This is a genomic window from Halorubrum sp. Ea8, from assembly GCF_002252925.1.
Classification (GTDB): domain Archaea; phylum Halobacteriota; class Halobacteria; order Halobacteriales; family Haloferacaceae; genus Halorubrum.
Genome location: NZ_NHPF01000155.1, coordinates 44,192 through 59,190 on the forward strand (window position 1 = coordinate 44,192; position 14,999 = coordinate 59,190).

9 protein-coding genes and 2 pseudogenes are annotated in these 14,999 nt (G+C 57.9%); 1 reads left to right on the top strand and 10 read right to left on the bottom strand.

The annotated features are described in order from the left end of the window. Window positions 1–21 precede the first annotated feature (21 nt). Window positions 22–846: an IS5 family transposase gene (locus tag DJ74_RS17610; RefSeq protein ID WP_094528113.1), complete on the bottom strand. Its 825-nt coding sequence runs from the start codon at window positions 844–846 to the stop codon at window positions 22–24. A gap of 177 nt (window positions 847–1,023) precedes the next feature. Here DJ74_RS17610 and DJ74_RS17615 point away from each other — a divergent pair. Next, window positions 1,024–1,853: pseudogene (locus tag DJ74_RS17615) on the top strand (IS5 family transposase). A gap of 319 nt (window positions 1,854–2,172) precedes the next feature. Here DJ74_RS17615 and DJ74_RS17620 read toward each other — a convergent pair. The 9 genes and pseudogenes from DJ74_RS17620 to DJ74_RS18920 all read right to left on the bottom strand — a co-directional run. Beyond that, window positions 2,173–3,972, bottom strand: a complete 1,800-nt coding sequence (locus DJ74_RS17620; RefSeq protein ID WP_094528115.1) for an ABC transporter ATP-binding protein — start codon at window positions 3,970–3,972, stop codon at window positions 2,173–2,175. A 478-nt stretch (window positions 3,973–4,450) separates the two neighbouring features. Further along, window positions 4,451–5,353: a glycosyltransferase family 2 protein gene (locus DJ74_RS17625; protein ID WP_094528117.1), complete on the bottom strand. Its 903-nt coding sequence runs from the start codon at window positions 5,351–5,353 to the stop codon at window positions 4,451–4,453. A gap of 4 nt (window positions 5,354–5,357) precedes the next feature. Then, on the bottom strand, window positions 5,358–6,596 hold the full coding sequence (locus DJ74_RS17630) for a glycosyltransferase family 4 protein (protein ID WP_094528119.1): 1,239 nt from the start codon (window positions 6,594–6,596) through the stop codon (window positions 5,358–5,360). Between the two features lie 681 nt (window positions 6,597–7,277). Further along, window positions 7,278–8,015, bottom strand: a complete 738-nt coding sequence (locus tag DJ74_RS17635; RefSeq protein WP_094528121.1) for a hypothetical protein — start codon at window positions 8,013–8,015, stop codon at window positions 7,278–7,280. 446 nt (window positions 8,016–8,461) lie between these two features. Next, window positions 8,462–9,430 (bottom strand): NAD(P)-dependent oxidoreductase, encoded by a 969-nt coding sequence (locus tag DJ74_RS17640; protein ID WP_094528122.1) that lies wholly within the window; start codon window positions 9,428–9,430, stop codon window positions 8,462–8,464. Between the two features lie 477 nt (window positions 9,431–9,907). Continuing rightward, window positions 9,908–10,981 carry a glucose-1-phosphate thymidylyltransferase gene (locus DJ74_RS17645; protein ID WP_094528124.1) on the bottom strand — a complete coding sequence of 358 codons (1,074 nt, stop codon included), beginning with the start codon at window positions 10,979–10,981 and terminating at the stop codon, window positions 9,908–9,910. A 782-nt stretch (window positions 10,982–11,763) separates the two neighbouring features. Beyond that, on the bottom strand, window positions 11,764–12,219 hold the full coding sequence (locus tag DJ74_RS17650; protein WP_094528126.1) for a 30S ribosomal protein S19e: 456 nt from the start codon (window positions 12,217–12,219) through the stop codon (window positions 11,764–11,766). A 135-nt stretch (window positions 12,220–12,354) separates the two neighbouring features. Continuing rightward, a complete protein-coding gene (gene hmgB / locus DJ74_RS17655) occupies window positions 12,355–13,698 on the bottom strand; it encodes a hydroxymethylglutaryl-CoA synthase (protein WP_094525095.1) in 1,344 nt (447 codons plus the stop codon). A gap of 124 nt (window positions 13,699–13,822) precedes the next feature. After that, window positions 13,823–14,999, bottom strand: a pseudogene (locus DJ74_RS18920) (hypothetical protein); the annotation flags it as partial.

Sequence of the window (14,999 nt, forward strand, 5' to 3'; positions counted from 1 at the left end):
TGAACAGATTCTAAGTCACGGTCACAGCGGCTCACACAGCGGTTCTATGTTGGTGATGGCGAACATCAAGACAATCTCACGGAACTGTCGATACCAGCCCAGCGCTCGCACGGCATCGCCGAGCGAGCGCTTCGTTGTCGAGTAGGATGTTTCGGCCATCCACCGCTGAGAGTAGCCCTTTGTCCGGTTGAGCGCGTTTTTCGCGGCTGCGTTCGCTGACGAGCCGCGATAATGAACGAGGTAATCGATGTCGTGTGCGGCGATTTCGTACTCGGTGTGCCAGTCTTGGAAGCCGTTGTCGGCGGCGACGGACTGCAGGTCGTCCGCGTTTCGCCGGACGACCTGCGGTCCAGTCTTCGTGTCGTGCTTCCACCGAGCTGCGATGTGAACGTCAAGAACAGCCAACGATTCCACATCAGTCAATGTCGTCACTTTCAGCGTCTGTATCGTCCGTCCTGCCCGCTGGCGAAAGTACGAGGACGCACGCCGCCGATCAAAGAACGTGCTGTCGAGCGCAGCGTGGCCGGACTGCGGGTGCTGCTGCGCGGAAACGCGCAGCAGCGCCCGCCACACCCACATTTTCAGCCGATCAAACGACTTGTAGATCGTCGTGTGATCGGGGAGATCGTCCCGATCTAAGTCGAGAGCGTCACGAATCTCAGTCATGTACTGTAGCCGATTCGGCGTTTCGCGGTAGCTGTGGCCGTCTTCGACCCGAAAACAGTGTAGAACGACATGGACCCAGCGGGCGAACCCGCCGCTGGCGGGCTCGCCCGCGTGCTTCCCCAACGCTTGTTTAGCTAGGTCACGACACTGCTCGATGAAGTCGAGGATATCGATTTCCATACCAACTTCGATTTCCTCGGCTTCACCCTTCTAAACCGCCGATATCGGCAGATAAGATCGCTATTCAACACAGCAGTTAGAAGGTGTCTTAGGATTGATTGGGTGTGTTAAATCGATATTCGCCAGCGAGGTAGGCCACTAAATCAAAGGAATTGAAGCGGGAAGATTCGGTTGTCTATGACCCAGATCTCCCGCTTTATCAGGGAAGTTGTGCCGGTTGCTCAAAGAGTTACTGGCGGTGGAGGCGAATCCACCGCCCCAAACGATGGCGGCGGATTCGGCGACTACGCACTCTTTTCCCTCCATTGTTTGCGGATTTACCTCGATACGTCGTACCGCATGACGATCGACTTGCTCAAATAGACATCATAAATAACCGGGGAAATCGGCCTCAACGCGGCCGATCTCCCCGCTCCGTCCACGTTTTGTAAGCCGTTCGACCGGATCAGCATGAGCGTCTGTCGAGTGCTGCTGTGCCAGTCGGCGCAGCTGCACAACCTCTCAGAATACACCGCGATCGACGCCATGTTCCGCGACCGTTCACCAGCCAGCCGCCACTACTGCCAGCGAATCAGCTATCGCGTCCAGAAGCTCAAAGTCACGAATCTCGTCGGCACAGCGTCTCAATCCGTTCTTGACGTTCACTGCTCAACGAACCAGGAAGGAATTGACGTAGACCTCGCCGAGCAGATCGCCCGCCAGAACGCGGGCGATCTGCGGTCTCTCGCCGCTCATAAAGGCTACGACAAGCAATCACTCCGTGAAGGTCTACGCAATCTCGGGATCAGACCGCTGTCAAGCATCGGATATTTGCTCCGTACGACCACGCACACAACGCCAGAATCGACGATAATCGCTACAACGAGCGCTCAATGACTGAAACCGTGAACTCGCATGTAAAGCGCTTGCACGGCGAAGCCGAGCGAGCGCGGTCGTGGTTTCGTGAGTCGCGAGAGATCGCGCTAATGTGTATCGTCTATAACATCAACCGCTTCGTCAAACAGTGAATCTCCACGCCTTACAGCGATTAAACACAGCCGTCAGAGGGGAGGATCCGAGTATCGGGCTTCACTGGCGGTGAAGTGTTGCATGTTAGCGCATAAAGCTAACTCGAACGAGTCGGCGTGCTCAGCGAAACAAGCGACTTCAGATGTGGCACACCGAGAGAGCTATTCACTGTGCCGTCCGGTCCCGGTCTGCCACTCCAATTAAACTGAGATCGCAGTTAGCGGTGGCCGGTCGCTAAGAGAGACGAATGGGGAATTCGATGCCCTACACTGTCAGAGGCGTTGGTGTATGCCCGACATGAGAGTGAGGATGGAGGTCCTATCCCAGTTGGACAGCGTACAGTTCGGCGTACTTCCCGCCGTTCTCGACGAGCTCGTTGTGTACTCCGCGTTCGGAGATCCGACCGTTCTCCATCGTGTAGATCCGGTCTGCGTTCTCGACGGTCGACAGTCGATGCGCGATCGTGATGATCCCGTAATCGCGGTCCATCTGCTCGATCGCGACTTGGACTTCCTTCTCGAGGTTCGTGTCGAGGTCGCTGGTAGCCTCGTCGAGGATCAGCAGGTCCGCGTCCTTCAGCAGGGCACGTGCAAGCGCGAGGCGCTGTTTCTGCCCGCCGGACAGTCTGACCCCGTCATCGCCCAACTGCGAGTCGTAGCCGTTGGGGAGGTCGTCGAAGAACTCGTCGACCTTAGAGATCTCACAGGCTCGGTCGAGCTCGCGCCGCGTCGCGTCCCGGTTCCCGACCGTGAGGTTGTATCGGAGGCTTTCGTTGAAGATGTACGGGCTCTGTCTGACTATCGCGATACGGTCGCGCCACTCCGTGGGGCTCATTTCGTCGATGGGGTCCCCGTTCGCGTAGATACGACCGCTGTCAGGCTCGTAGTATCGCGCAAGCAAGGACACGATCGTCGACTTCCCAGCGCCCGACTGGCCGACGAACGCGACGAATTCGCCTTTCTCCACCGTGAAATCGACGCCGCGCAAGACGGTCTCGTCCCCGTCGTATCCGAACTTGACGTCGTCGAATTCGACCGCGTTCACCTCCGCGGGGACGGGGCGATCCTCCCCGGTCGGCTCGTGAAGTTCATTGAGTTCGTTGACGAATCGCTGCGTCCGGACTAAGTGAGGGAGCTCGTTTTCAATTTTGTACACGCGCTCGTTGAGCTTGCTCACTCTCGGACCGAGCTGGAACATCGCGAAGAGGAACAGCCCGAGTTCGCCGAACGAGAGGTCCGCGAACCTGAGAGCCAGGTATATCAGCACGAACACGAACACGGCGACTGCGAGGTTGTAGAAGTTACTTATCGCTGCCTCGTTCCGCTTGAGTTTCACCTTGTTAGTCGTGAATTGGTCGACCGCTTCGACGAAGTTATCGTAGATTTCATCAGTGAGATTGAATATCCGAATGTCTCGTATTCCGATCATTCCCGCTTGAGCCGACTGATGACGGCGTTCGTTCGCGTCAGCGACGAGGTCACCGATCTCGTACCCCGGATTCACTGCGTACCGAAGTACGAAGGTGATCACACCGAGCACACCGATCGCAACGAGCGTGAGCATCGGAGAGATCCAGAGTGCGATGAACAGGTAGACGCTGGTAAGGAACACCGAGTTGAGCAGCTTCACGATACGATTTATCACCCCGGCGGCGGTGGACGACTCCGTGATGATCGTGTTGAGGATCTCGTCTGACCCCTCTTTGTCGAAGTACGCCATGCGAGCCTCCAGAGCGCCGTCGAAGGCGCGCTTCTGTAGGTGTCGCTGGTAATCATAGCGGAGTATTCGTCGGGACCAAGCGTACACGAAGCTGCCGGTGTATCGGAACGTCATCACCACGGCGACGCCGCTGATGACGTACCCGAGAGTGAACGGAATTCCGAAGAACTGGTACAGCGAGACGAACACGCCCATCAGCCCATCGGCTTGTGCCGCTGGTTGGTCCGCCTGAATTAGTTCGATCACCGGGATGATGAACGTCAGGCCCACTCCCTCGAGAACGGCGACGATGAGTCCCAATCCGATCAGTAGTACAGTGAATTTCGGATTGTAGCGTGCAGCGTTGAGGAGCGCGTCCAACTTTTCACCGCGAGAAACCGGTTCTTTGTCTTCGTTCATTTCAGACATAGCGGTTAGAAGTGTACCCCATCACTGGAACGCCTCCTGGAGACATATCTCGTACCGAGCAGCATACGTCATTTTGACTGAGCACTATCGATAGGAGCGTAGGAATTCTTTTTGTTATATACGAACTACCACATCTGTTTCGGCTGATTTTCTGTTGGTTTATGTGTTGGATAAGCGCCCTACAGGGCTGAGGACGTTCAGAACGGCAGTACGGGGGCCTGAAGACAGTCGATACTGCTTTTGCCGAAAAAGAGTCGAAACAGGGGTGGGGAGCATGTAGCGTCTCAAACGGGCCGACATCGGTCAACAAATGGCGAAGACGATCCAGCGTGCCGGATTGGCTGGACCCCGTCATATGGGCGTACTCAGCGAGTGCGTGAAAGACACGAACGAGGTGAGTTTGAGCGATACCGCCGTGCACTCGCGACAGCGACTGAGTACTGCTGTCGAAACCGCCGCACACCGAGAGTCAGCTCCCGAGAAGACGGTTTGCCCGCGCGGCCAGTACCACTCCCAGTCGCCCGCCGATGGAGGCGATGAGGGATCCGACGTGTTTCAGTCGCTCTTCGCGCCCGTAGTACGCGGACTTCGCGAAGCATAATGGCGCTTTTATCGTCCAAATGTTGTTTTGTAACTGGATGTGACCCTCGAAATAGTAAATAACGGTGAGAACTTCCCGACGAATATTCGGAAAGCTGTCGTACAGTTCACTTTCGGCCGAGAGGACCTCTTTCATGCCGTCGGTCTGATTGCTCCTGGTCCACATCTCACTCTCTTCTCTCCGGTAGAGCACCAGTAGTTCGTCGACGTACGTGAATTTGGTCCGCTTGGCCAGTTCGATAATGTAATAATTGTCATTCGCGGCAGTGAACTGGGGAAACGGCAATATCTCTGTTAAAACGTCACGCTCGATAAGCATCGAACACGTATAGAATGGAAACGTATTGAAGCGTAATGTCTGTTTAAGTACATTTACTTCCATCTCTGGGTCGGGATACTTGTGAGGTGCGCTATCTCGCTTCACACCGGTGTAAGCGGCACCGACGTCAGAATGCTGCTTCAACGCCGCGGCGGTTTTGGAAATCTTACCTTCCAACAGTATATCATCGTCATCGAGAAAGTGGACGTATTCGCCGGTTGCGGCTTCGACTCCGGCGGTGCGAGCCGGACCACAGCCTTCGTTTTCCTCTTTGACGATGCCCTTGACCTCGTCGTATCGCTCTATCACCGACTCGGCGTGACCGACGCCGGAGTCATCGACGACGATCAGTTCGACCGGTTCGTACTCCTGTGCTAAGACGCTCTCTATCGCCTCTGTCAGTAGTTCGTTCCGATGATACGTCGTGATGACGACCGATATCGTTGGGCTCATAGCATCATTCCGGGTGGGCGCTCTTGCCGATCGCTCTCGTGGGTTGGTCGGTCGGCGAGCGACGCCGAGCCGCCTCGAACGTCGTTAGGAGCCCGTCGACCTGCGTCTGGACGCTGAATTCGTCGAGGATCTTCTCGCGTGCTCGGTGTGAGAATTCGCGCCACTCGGCGTCGTTTTGCAACAGACGGAGCACCGACTCCGCCGTCGCGTCAGGATCGCGCGGAGCCGTTAACAGACCGTTCTCTTCGTGGTCAACGAGTTCGGGAATCCCCGAGGTCGTCGTAGAGACCACCGGCGTGCGCATCGACATCGCCTCCATAAGCGAGACGGGGATCCCGTCTCGTTCCCCCGACTCGGTGATGACACACGGGAGGAGGAAACAGCGAGCAGCTTCGAACTCGGCGACCAGTTCCGCGTCGGAAACGTCGTTGAGAAACGTCACATTCTCTTCGATTCCCAGCGAAGAGACGCGGTTCGCGAGTTCGTCGTACTGAGGCCCGGAGCCGACGATGTGGTATTCGACGTTCGGAACCTCCTGGGCGACGATGGCGATGGCCTCGAGCGCGGTCGTGATTCCCTTCTTCGGGTGGAGCCTCGCCACGGTCAGGACTCGCCGATCCTCGGCCGGAGCAGTCGTGTCGAACTTATCCGATCTCACGCCCGCGTGGACGACGTCGATCGGAGTCTCGAATGTAAAACGGTCTCGCATATACTCGCGGTTGTACTCGGATATCGTAACGACCCGATCCGCGCTGGAGAGCAGTTTCTCGGTGTAGTCGCCGACCGGTTCTTTGAAAATGTCATGTGCGTGTGTCGTGATGGTAAACGGAACGCCGTAGTAGGTGCTGAGATACGAACACGGTAGCGGGTACGGCGTAGCGAAGTGAGAGTGTATACAGTCTAGGTCCCAATCGAGGTCGTCCAAGAACTCGATGCACTGGCCCGCCCAGAGGACATTTCCGACGTTGGTTTTCAGTGGGACATCCGTTGACAAAATTTCGAAACAGGAGTGTGCCGTAAGCGTAGAAACGAACGACTTCGCTGCTCCAGCGGGGTCCGGAACGTCGGCGTATCCCAGCGGCACGTCCAGCGTATCGAACTCGTCGTGCGTAATCGACTTGTGGCCGCCACCGATCGCGAATACCGCAACGTTGTGACCGCGCTGTTTGAGAGCGTAGATCTCGTTAAGGATAAATGTCTCCGAGAGCTTCGGGAACTCCCTGAGATAATACAGGACGTTCATTTACGTTCGAATATATCAGAATGAGATGACTTTGTTAGTTGCTTGTTTCCACGGATCAAATAGCAAACCTCCGGACGGGCTCAGAAGAGACCGGCCCGCTACGACCGCGATTGATCGCCCGTATCGGAGCAGCGACGGACGTCTTGAATGCGTACCGAAGTCCCGACACCCGAGTTCGCCCCGACCGGACGAGTAACCGAACCCGAATCACAACGCTCCGCCTAACGTGACGCCGCTATCGATCGAACTCGTTCACGTATCTTCTGACGGACGGGGTGCCCCACGAAATGCTCACGGGTCGGGATGCGCATTAGACTCCTCTTAAGCGCAGTAGCGAGACGTCGGCTGCGGCGTATTACGCCGTTTTCGTCCGCTACGCATCGTTTAATACGATTCATCGGATGAACGCCGCGAGATGCACGCGCCACGGAGAGTAGGAGTTCAGTCATCTCACTGCTCTGCTGATTCCACAGGAGACAGGAGAGAATCGAGTTGAAATCGATCGCCGCCGTCGCGGATCCAGTTGCCGTGCCGATGAGGACGGCGGCCTCGGAAGGAGACGGGCCGTTACGTCTCTAGTGGGCCGGTTTCGCCGGTACGTGGCGGATGCAGTGCATCCCACGGCCATGCACGCGTGTCCCTCTCGATCTCGACCGTCGGATATACGGTGCGTCGAGGAGGTCACTGCGGCGTGACCTCGGGGAGGTCCGGATGAGAGCGGAACGCTTCGTAGTCAGAGAGCTCGTCCGGGGAGTCCGCTTCGTAGAACCGCCGCCTTCGAGCCTGCCACTCGGCGTGTCGATACTTGACTCTAACCCGGACGGACTCGATGCCGATCACGCTCGCGATTATCCGACGATGATTTCCTTGGCCGACGATCCACTCGCCGTCCCTCCCAATGTGGACGATGATGATCGAGGACGGTTCGTAACCGTTGTGCTTCATGTCCTCGTACAGCTTATCGAGATTGTCGAGGTACGACTCGAAGTTCGCCTTCGTTTGGGGGCCGTCCAGGTATCCGACCGATTCGCCCGACTCAATCTTGTTCACAGCATGCTGATAATACGTCGTCTCTTCCCAGGGAACGTTCTCTGCGAACCGATCCCGTAGTCCCAACCAGACCTCCCACTCCCGCCACGCGCCTTTGTGTTGATCCCACGACCCGTCGAGAACGCCGTACCTCGGGTACTTCCTGTCGTAGCCGTACAGGCCGCCGGCGGGGATCGAATAATCGAGAACCGTCGGATCGACCCACAGTCGTTCGTCCGGCTGCGGCGCGATTGCCCCGTACTCGAGCTTGTATTTATATTTAAGCCACTGGTCTTCGAGCGCCGCGGAAGCGTACTGCTTCAGTGACCGCGCCAAAAACAGTATACCCTCCTCAGATAGAATACTGCGAGCACGCATCGCTGTTTCCATGATAAGTGAACAGATCGGCTACAGAGATTGTACGTATATAGTTAGTTACTACCGAAAATAATCACGTAACCCAAAGGCCTCAATTTCGGACGCCCTTCTAACCGATTTCTTAAAAAATACGTAGCGGCTCCCCGGGGCCAGCGTCCGGAAACGTGTGTCCCCGCTCGTCGGTTCGCGTCGCGTGAGCCGCGTTCGACGGCACTCCGATTCCCGAGCGTGACGAGCCGGTCGACGGGTCCGATTCCGCGCGGTAGCAGAGACTCGGGCAGTTCAGCTCCGAAGGTGTCGGCTGTGATCGCGTCGCGAAACTTGAGCACCGCGGTAGTGAGTTCACTGTCGGACGAAGTAGTCAAGCAGTAATGCACCAGTCGAATTGAGAAATCAGCCGACCGATCGTACAGAGAGTGGTTGCGAGCGGTCCGATTCGCCGAACGCGTTCAGATCACCTACAGATACTGGTCGTTCTCACGGTAGAATTCGAACGTGCGCTCGAGCCCCTCTTCCAGTTCGACATCCGTCGACCAGCCGAGCTGTTGTTCGATTTTCGACGGATCGGTGGCGACGTCCCCGCGTCGGATCTCTTCCCACGATTCGGTCCACTCGACGAGTTCGATCGACCCGCTACCTGCGATGTCGACGACCATCTCAGCGGCCCGCTTCATCGTGAGGGGCCTCCCGGTTCCGAGGACGTAGCACTCGCCGAACGCGTCTTCGTTTTGGCCGATGTGGAGCAGGGCACTCACCATATCGCTTATGTAGAGGAACTCACGGGTGTCGCTCGGTTCGAAAACTGAAAGGGATTCGTCACGAAGGGCTTGTCCCACGAACTGGTTGATGATGCCATACCCGGTGGCGTACAACGGGGCGTGTGGTCCGTAGAGGTTTGCAGGTCGAACGGCAGTCGTCGGAACGCTTTTGATGCGCGTGTACAGTTTGAGGTACTCCTCGACGGCCTTCTTGTTGATTCCGTATATGTCGACGGGATTCGGTACGGTCTCCTCGTCGATCGTTTCCGTGACGTTGCCGACCACGGCGAGGGAGCTCGCGTAGACGACGTGCGGCGGATCATCGCAAGCGGCCGCGGGCTCGAGCACGTTCAGCGGCCCGGTCCCGTTGATCTCCAAGTTCTCACGCGGATTCTCGTTCGCGCCGAGGCGACTCGTTTTCGAAGCGAGATGGTAGACGACATCCTGATCGGTCACGGCGGCCGCCACCGTTTCGGAATCACGGATGTCCGCGTCGATGACCTCTACCTGATCGCGGATGTCTCTGATACTGTGTAGCTTCTCTTCGCTGCGGACAATATCGAGGATGGTGACGTTCGCGCCCATCTCGACCAGTTCGCGGGCGAGATTGCTTCCGGTAAATCCGAGACCACCCGTAATCAGAACGTCTTGGGACTCTGAGTCGGCCATGAAATCACGAGAGTCTGCTATCTATATTATTATAGATTGTTTAATAGGATCTCTGCCGCCTCGTTCGGTCGCACAGGTGTTCGAATCGGTTGGATACGGTCAAGACAGTCCGTTCGTCTGGAACTAGATATTTCGCAGAAGGCGCCGGCAGCCGAGATTCCGACACGAGTCGGGTGTAGTCACGGGAACTGCCGCCCGCTCAGATGTGGATGCCAGTACTGAGAACAGTGTTCGATTTGATATAGGTCAGGGCGTCAGTCGTTCACGACGACGGGCGGCGGTCGGCCACAGTCACGGCGCCGATTTCGAACTTCTCCCGTTACTCACCTTTTATTCGAGATTTTTGCTGTATGTCCTCGTACGAGAGAATCTCGTCACATCGGAAGTGGGGACAGTTCATGATTCGTTCTGTTTCGAGAACGTTCTCTGCGACGATCGTCCCGCAGTTCGTGCACGTGAGTGTTATAATCTCCATTGTTACAGCTCCAAGCTCGAGTCTTCACCGACGACGAGCCGGTGGCCTTCCGGCTTTTTTTCTTTCCCGTTTTTCACGTCCGTGCCTTGACCGATGAGGCTGTCAATGATCGTGTCGTGCGTCTCGATCGTCGACCCGCCCACTACGACGCTGTTTTCGATATGCGTGTTCTCGATCGTCGAGTCCGGACCGATCGAGGTGTACGGCCCTACGTAGGTGTCTTCTTTTATAAGGGTATTCGCGTCGATTGAGACGGGACCGCGGACAGCTGCTCCCGACTCTATCGTCGCCGTTTCATGAAGATCGATTTTTCCCATCGTTTTCGCGCCCTCTTCTATCGTCCCGTCGGCCGTGGTGTCCAAGTTACCCAGTATCAGACGGTTCGCCGAAACGATGTCTTTTGGCTTTCCGGTGTCTTTCCACCAGTCTTCGACGGTGTGAGAATCGACGTTCATCTCGTGGTCGATCAGCCACTGGAAGACATCGGTGATCTCCAGTTCGCCCCGCTCAGAGGGAGAGATCTCTTCTATCGCCTCGAACGCCACCGGAGACAAGACGTATATACCGATAATTACGACGTTACTCACCGGGTTATCGGGCTTCTCGACGATGTGAACGACGTTTCCGTCGTCGTCCAGTTCGGCCACCCCGAACTGTTCGGGGTTGTCCACTCGTTGCAGGGCGACACCGCCGGCGTAGTCGCCCTCTCGGAAGCTGTCGATTAGTGGTTTGATCGGCTGCCTGATCACGTTGTCACCGAGGTAGATAACGAAGTCGTCGTCACCGACGAAGTCTCGCGCACATCCGACCGCGTGCGCGATACCCAACGGGTCGCCCTGGAAGATGTACGTTATCTCCACACCGAACTGTGAACCATCCCCGAGGAACTGCTGGACCTCTTCTTGTCCCTTATTGCCGAGCACGACGCCGATTTCACTGACCCCGGCCTTCTTGAGGTCTTCAATCGCGTACTGCAGTACCGGCTTGTTTGCGAGAGGGATGAGCTGTTTTGGTCCAGTGTGAGTGATCGGGCGGAGGCGGCTTCCCGTCCCGCCTGAGAGGAGGATCCCTTTCATAGGCAACCACCGGGAGAGTGCTGACTCAAGCTATTCGTCCGCGCAATCGAGGTGTACGGATCCTCAGTCCCTTGCTCTCTGTCTAATAGCATTGAATCTACGATACTATTACGTCATTATTACTAAGCAGTCCATAAACCGCGGAACGCGGTCTGATGCCGTGTTAATATAAATAAACGTCTATACAAACAGTGCATACGTCCGCAGTGCCGCAGTCGTCGGTCGGCGTTGGTAAAACGGCTTGAAGTAGAGGAGCGCCGTCGTGGTACCGTTCGTGGCTGTTCTGAGCGACCTGCGAGATCGGCAGTTTCGTCGGGGAGAGGCGTATCGAAGGGCGTCATGTCCAGTCCCCGGCGCACGCTCGACAGTCGCTTCATAGCCGGTGGAAGTCTTGAGCGACAGCGTGCAATCGGACTCGGGATCGACACACGCACGGTCAGTACGTGGGTCAGTGCACTCTGAAGGATCTCGGGGCGGTCGTCGAACCGTCTGTAAGTCGCGTCTGGGTCGCTCGTGAGGAGCGGCCTAGAAAGTGTTCGCGTGCGCGGCAGCGCTGTTGAGGTCGTCGCTGAGGCGACTCCCGATGCGCGCTCCGTAACCGCGAACCGTTCGGGGCGTCGCCGAGTCAATTTCGTATAGCGACATGAGATTTACACCGCGAGAGCGGCCGGCGCGTCGCTCAGCGTGAGACTGTCGAAAGAGCGGCTGAAACGGACTCAGTCGGCAAAATCTGCTCAACGCAGCTGCTCAGCGGGCAAGCGAAACGAGAAGCGAGTGTCGATCTACGCGTAGCGTTCGAGTTCCGGACGGTCGAGGTCCTCGAAGACGTCGGCGGCGACCTCGGAGAGGAACGCCTCGCCCTCGTCGGAGACGCGGCGCCCCTCGCCGGCGGCGGTCGTGACGAGTCCGTCCTCTTCGAGCGCCTGCAGCGACGCGCGGATCAGCTTACGGGAGCCGGCGGAGTGGCGGCCCGGTCGAACGATGTACCGGTTCGAACCGCGCTTCTTCGAGCCGTACTCGGTGGCGAGCCGCTCGATGCCGATCGGCTCGTTCTGGGCGACCTTCCGGAGGAGGCTCGCGGAGCGCACGTACCAGAAGTCCTCCTGCTCCGGCGGGAGCTCCTTGCCCGAACCGCTCTTGGCGAACTCGACCCACTCGGGCTCGTCGATCCGGTCCTCGAGTCGCGCGGCGACCTCCTCGATGAGAGCGTCGGCCGGCACGTCGTAGATGGTTACCATTGAGTACCGATTCACCCTAGCGTCGTTTAAAACCATCGTATCGGGAGAGCCCCGTGGTAGCCGTTTTCACGGGGTTGCGGCCCTCTACCGGGTCCTCGGCCGACGGGACCGAAGGCGGGCCGCAGCCGGGACGCGCTACTCGACGTACTCGTACTTTCGCTCGTTCATCCGACCCCAACCGGTGAAGACGAACTCCCCGTCCGGCTGGGTGAACTCCTCGATCTCGCGTTCCACGTCCATGTCGTACTCGTGGACGTCGTGGACATCCTCGTACTCGTCCCACGTGAGGTCGTAGCGGGCCGCGAGCTGATCGTCGATGTCGAGGCCCTCGATCTCCGCGCGCCACCCCTCTCGGACCGTCTCCGCGTGGATCTCCGCCTGCGCGCCGGAGCCGTATGAGGCGACGAGCAGCGTCTCGTCCACGAACGAGCGGTCGAGCGCCAGGGCGTCGCGCAGCGCGCTGACGCGGGCGATGTGGACCGAGCTCGTGTACCAGTTCCCGACCTCCCGAGAGAGGCCCAGCGTGGGCTCCACGACGGTGTCGTACCACGTCTGGTACTGCTCCGTCGTCTTCAGGTCGTCCATGTAGTCCCTGATGGCCCCCTCGTACGCCTCGCGGTCCGCGAAGTCGTCCTCGCGGGGTTGGCGGCCGATCTCCGCGGCGAGCTCGTCCTCGTACTCGGTGTCGCGGATGACGTGCCGGTACGCGAGCAGGGCCGCCTTCCGGACCATGCCCGGGAACGGCGTGTGGAACGGGGCGTACGCGAAGTCGTCGAGCTCGATGTCGTCGGTGACGGACTCGTAGTCTTCGAGCGCCTCCCGCATCCGGGCGAGATACACCTGCACGGAGCGTTTCCCGTCGACGCTGGGGAACTGCTGGTTCGGCTTCAGGAAGTCCGTCTCGTCTTTCGAGCCGTACCCCTGGTCGGTCGAGAGCGCGACGATCGAGGGGTCCTCGTCGATCAGCATCGCGACGGCGCCGGCCCCCTGCGTCGCCTCGCCGGGGTCGCCCCGGGCGTACAGCGCGGTGTCCGTCGTGATGACGAGTGCGGGCCGATTGCGGTTCCGCCCGGCGCGGATCCAGTTGTACGCGTCGTCTATCGCCTGCGTCCCCGCCAGACAGGCGAACTTACGCTCGCCCTTGTTGGCGTGGGTGAAGTCGCCGTCGTACACCTGCTCCAGACAGCCCGCGATGTACGTCGACACCGGCTTCGAGTGGTCGAACGCCGACTCCGTGGCGACGTCGATCCGGCCGACGTCTTCGGGCTCTAGTCCCTTGCGGTCCATCAGCCCCTTCGCGGCGTTCGCGCCCATCGTGACGATGTCCTCGTAGACGTCCGGGAACGAGGAGTTGTTGAGCCCGAGCCCCTTCGTGTACTTCTCCGGGTCGTCGCCCTTCTGCGGCGCGAACGTGCCGGGCAAGTCGAGCTTGAGCTTTCCGGTCCAGATCTCGACGGCGTCGATGCCGACTTCGGTCATACACGGTCGTTCATTGGGCCGGCATTTGGCTTTGTCGATGGGTGTTTACGTCGATTGTGGAACTTAACAGTGTGAGTGAAAATATGAGTTGCTATCTGCGAAGTGAGGCTTAGAGTGTAGCCGCTTACGAGCAAGTAAAGTCACCCTGCTCGGTGTTTAGCGAGTTTGACGTGGAGAGCTGCTCGTTGCTTTCACAACTCTGCACCACGTTCCCGTTGCCATCTAACAGATCGACTGTGACGTCTAGCTGTTTTGGGTTCCCTGAAGGGCTGTCGGTACTGACGGAGAACGGATCCGTCATTTGAATCTCGTTTTGTTTGCTATCTCCGCCCTGTCTCAGTTCAAGACGTATCTCATAGTTTGGATCAGGGTTCACCGTCGTTCCGTCGGCAGTGGCCTCTTGGATTTTATCATTACCGGTCGATTTGCTAACGGATACGGTAAATTCGCCTAAGGACGGCTCATCCGATGTTGGTGGCCCTTCAGGTTCACTTGGTGCCGTAGCCGATACAGTCGAAACGGGATTAGTGCCTTCTGGTGCCTTTTGGATCCCAACGGTGTTCAGTTCGAGATCCTTCCTCTTCGTCTCGATTGTCAGTTTGTGAACTCCATCGTCGTAGCTGTCGTTAACGACCCCACCGTACGAGGCCGCTGGGATCTCCGTATCATCCCAGTATTCCTCTCCAGTCAGGCGAGTGGGGACGCCGATTGTCAGATCACCCGTAGGAAGCGATTTCGTGTCGTTCTCCGTCGGGTACAGCTCAATTGTCACCCGCCCGAGACCGGACTGTTGAAATTCATTTTGCAGGGCGGTTATTCGCACCGTTCCGTCCGTTCCCACGAGGCTCTGGTCTTCTATCACCGCGAATCCGCCACCGTTTCCGCGCTCATCAATATAAAGCACGGAAGCATCGTACCAAGTCGGCGAGGGCTGTATTCGGTTGTAGCCTGGCTGATATTTTATAAATCGAGTCGTGACATTCACCGATTCTGTTCCGTTGGTGACGGAGATATTATAGCTATCACTGGTTCGGATAGTTCCGCTCGGATCGGGTGGGTTGATCGCGAATATCCGGGTGGGGTACTGTGTTCCTAGCCGGATAGTCTCATATTGCGCCCGGTCAGTGCTCCCGGCCCGAACGATCCCCGCCCTCAGCTCGACGAGGTCGTTCCGAACCTCCTCGAAGTGCTGGAACTCCACCTGTCCGTTCTGCTGCGGGACCACCTGCACCTGATACAGCGAGAGCGCTAAGATCAGGAACCCGAACAGGATCACGGTCCCGATCACGACCGACTGGCCC